The 2,934-nt window shown below is 60.3% G+C and carries 5 protein-coding genes; all 5 read left to right on the forward strand.

All coding sequences use genetic code 11. The features are described 5' to 3' along the window. Nucleotides 1–525: hypothetical protein (locus tag EVS83_RS15160; RefSeq protein ID WP_208108767.1), on the forward strand; the 525-nt coding region annotated here is incomplete at its 5' end. A 484-nt stretch (nucleotides 526–1,009) separates the two neighbouring features. Continuing rightward, complete coding sequence (locus EVS83_RS15165) at nucleotides 1,010–1,387, forward strand: hypothetical protein (protein WP_133501984.1); 378 nt, start codon at nucleotides 1,010–1,012, stop codon at nucleotides 1,385–1,387. A gap of 68 nt (nucleotides 1,388–1,455) precedes the next feature. Next, nucleotides 1,456–2,028 carry a zinc metalloprotease gene (locus EVS83_RS15170; RefSeq protein ID WP_133501986.1) on the forward strand — a complete coding sequence of 191 codons (573 nt, stop codon included), beginning with the start codon at nucleotides 1,456–1,458 and terminating at the stop codon, nucleotides 2,026–2,028. Between the two features lie 71 nt (nucleotides 2,029–2,099). Beyond that, a complete protein-coding gene (locus tag EVS83_RS15175; RefSeq protein ID WP_133501988.1) occupies nucleotides 2,100–2,609 on the forward strand; it encodes a hypothetical protein in 510 nt (169 codons plus the stop codon). Between the two features lie 58 nt (nucleotides 2,610–2,667). Beyond that, nucleotides 2,668–2,934: hypothetical protein (locus EVS83_RS15935; protein WP_208108768.1), on the forward strand; the 267-nt coding region annotated here is incomplete at its 3' end.

Consider the following 2,934-nt stretch of genomic DNA (forward strand, 5'->3'; position numbering starts at 1 on the left):
TTCGCGGCGCGGCTTAACTCAGGTGTTAGCCACTTGATGCAGGTTCAATCGCGCATGAAGAAGCGGTTTCGTTTTCCTCTGCCTACGTCATGGCAACTCCAATTGAAGAGGTCGCGCATCGAGCGCGGCTACGGTAGAGAAATCGCCGCCGCTAGGGGCCGCCGAGACTATCCAGCCGTCCAAGGCTTGGAAGACGCAATGCTCTTTGAGCTAAATCTGCAAGAAGAAGAGGAAGACTCCTACCTCACCGGCAAGCTGCTATCAAAAGCGCGAAAATTGCGCGTGCCCAGTCCACACATTCGTCGAGAAGGCGAGGAGCTGAGCGGCGCGTGGTATGAGGGCAATCAAACCGGTGGCTGGTATCTTTCGCCGGAGGGCGTAAAGGCTCTTCGAGAAGAGATTCGCCAAGAAGAGCGCGCTAGACGCGAGCAGAACGCTCACCTGGCCGTTTGGCTATCTGCGGTCACCGGCCTCGTCGGCGCTCTTACCGGCCTAGTTGTCGTGTTCGCCAAGTCAAATGGCTAACAATTCGTCCAAGCCGACGCCGCTTCGCGGCGCGGCTTAACTCAGGTGTTAGGGCGCATGAGTGGCAGCGAAGCACTCGTAGAAATTATCGGAGTACCCGACGGCGAGGCGCCGCTGTGGGTGCGCGAGAAATGGGTGGGCCTCCGCTTACCGCTTGCGCCGCAACGAGCCTCGTTGGCCGTCGCGCCGACTGTTGGCGTTCTCTCCGGCCCACGCAGACTGGTAGCTCGTCTATTCAGCGTTCTTTTGGGCCGAGCCAAATGGCAAAAGGGCTATGTCGTTCCGGGGAGCGACGCCATTCAAATACTCGCTTTAGCAAGTCCGGAAGCTGCCGCGTGGTGGACCGAGAACGCGCCGCACGTGTTGCAGCCCGGTCGCTGCCTGCTGTTTCAAGCGGGGTGTGCGCAGCTCTGCGAAGATGCGCCCTAACAATTCGTCCAAGCCGACGCCGCTTCGCGGCGCGGCTTAACTCAGGTGTTAGGCGGTGGAAGAAGATCTCCAGCAACTCGTGGCAGCGTGCAGCGCGGAACACGACCCACGTCCGCTTGCCCGTGGCGCCTTTGAGTCGTTCTGCGTCAAGCATCAGCTTGAGCGTGCGACTTTCTTCCAGTTGTTCGCCCGGCACGTAGCCGAGTCATTCGCAGAAGGATCGCTGCCCTTCTGGGCGGGCAATCACGCGATGAATGCTTTGGCCGGCGACCTGACCGAAATCGAGGGATTCGCCTTAGAGATCTTCCACGCGTTTGACCACGGTGAGTACCTCGAAGGCAGCGAACCGCCTGGCACTGTTCCTTGGCAGCACTACACTATCCCTATGGTCATGGCGGCACTGGCCAATGCGCGTTACCGGCCACTCGCCTAACAATTCGTCCAAGCCGACGCCGCTTCGCGGCGCGGCTTAACTCAGGTGTTAGCCTCTAAACTGCTCCGATGAACACCTACGTGCAGGCTCCTTTCCTTCCGGGCTTCGGCGCGCGCGTCGAATTGCACTGGTCCGTTCTCTTGGTTGCCGCGGGCATCATGGCAGCGTCCTTCCGCACTCCTATCAACGGTGCGGCACTGGTAGCCGCATACTTCGGCATCCTCTACGTACACGAGCTTGGGCATGCTTTCGTCGCGCGCCGACTGGGCTACCGGCCTTACGAAATTCGGCTCAGCTTTGTTCACGGCCGGGTCTGTTTTGAAGCACCGCGCACAGAACGCGATGCCGCACTGATCGCTTGGGGTGGCGCCTCGGCCCAGCTGGCGGTAGCGCTTCCCCTTGTCTTGCTGGCGCAGCTCACCAACGCTGGCTCGCTACCGGTGCTCGGCCCGGCTATCGCCTTCCTTGGCTACCTCTCTCTGCTTATCGCCGCGGTTAATCTCGCGCCGGCTCGCGGCCTTGATGGCTACATAGCATGGCGCCTCTTTCGCAACCTCAAGCTCCCCACGAGACATCGCCCCAAGGCACCGAAGAGCGTGGCTGGCTCGAAGGTCATCAAAGGTCCTTGGGCTGGTCCGTAGGCTAACAATTCGTCCAAGCCGACGCCGCTTCGCGGCGCGGCTTAACTCAGGTGTTAGGCAACAGGGAATACATGATCGCCGCCATACATCTCGTCGGTGCTCTGCTGTCGATGCTACTCCTCAGCACCGGCTTGCACTTTCTCGGCGCCTGGATTGACCGAAGGAATGCCGCACGCATCCTGCAAGATGCGTCGGTGCATCTCGGCCGGCCCCTTGCTGAATTGGAAGCCCCGGAATTTCGGCCGGAGGTCCTTCGCTATTTCGCCGCCAAGTACAGCGACGATCTGCTGAGCAATCGCCTGTCCGACTTTCTCGGCTTGCTTCTAGCCGTCTTCAACTGGCTCGTTCTACTGATCCAAATTGCTGTCTTTGGCGCCGTCGCATGGTTCTCTTACACGGAAGACCAAGCGAACGCTGTTTACGCATGGCTTCTGCTCGTCATCGCATTGCTGGCATTCGCTATCGGCCTCTGTGTGATCGCACTCTGCAAACTCCTCACGGGTCGCTTTCCCGGTCAAGCACGAAATGCACGCAAAGCACTCGCAGAAAGCATTAATCGGGCAGCGCAGCCTGTTGCCTAACAATTCGTCCAAGCCGACGCCGCTACGCGGCGCGGCTTAACTCAGGTGTTAGCTCCCAATGGACCAGAAGCGCCGCCGCGAACTGAAGGCACTCGGGAAGGCTGAGGTAGCCCGCCAGTCGGCAGCGGTTCGCGCTGCTATGCACGAAGCCAATCCGGCCGAGCTCAGTGACCCGGAGTGGTCTAAGAACTACCGTCGCGGGGTCGAGCGCGAGCGGTGGCTGCGAAAAGCACTTCCTCTCCTAAGCCCCGACGTGCTCCACAAGCTGTTTGTCGTCCGCGAGGACGTCGGAACTGGCTGGGTCCCTCACATCGGCGGCTATCTG

The organism is Cognatilysobacter terrigena, from assembly GCF_004361065.1.
GTDB classification, from domain to species: domain Bacteria; phylum Pseudomonadota; class Gammaproteobacteria; order Xanthomonadales; family Xanthomonadaceae; genus Cognatilysobacter; species Cognatilysobacter terrigena.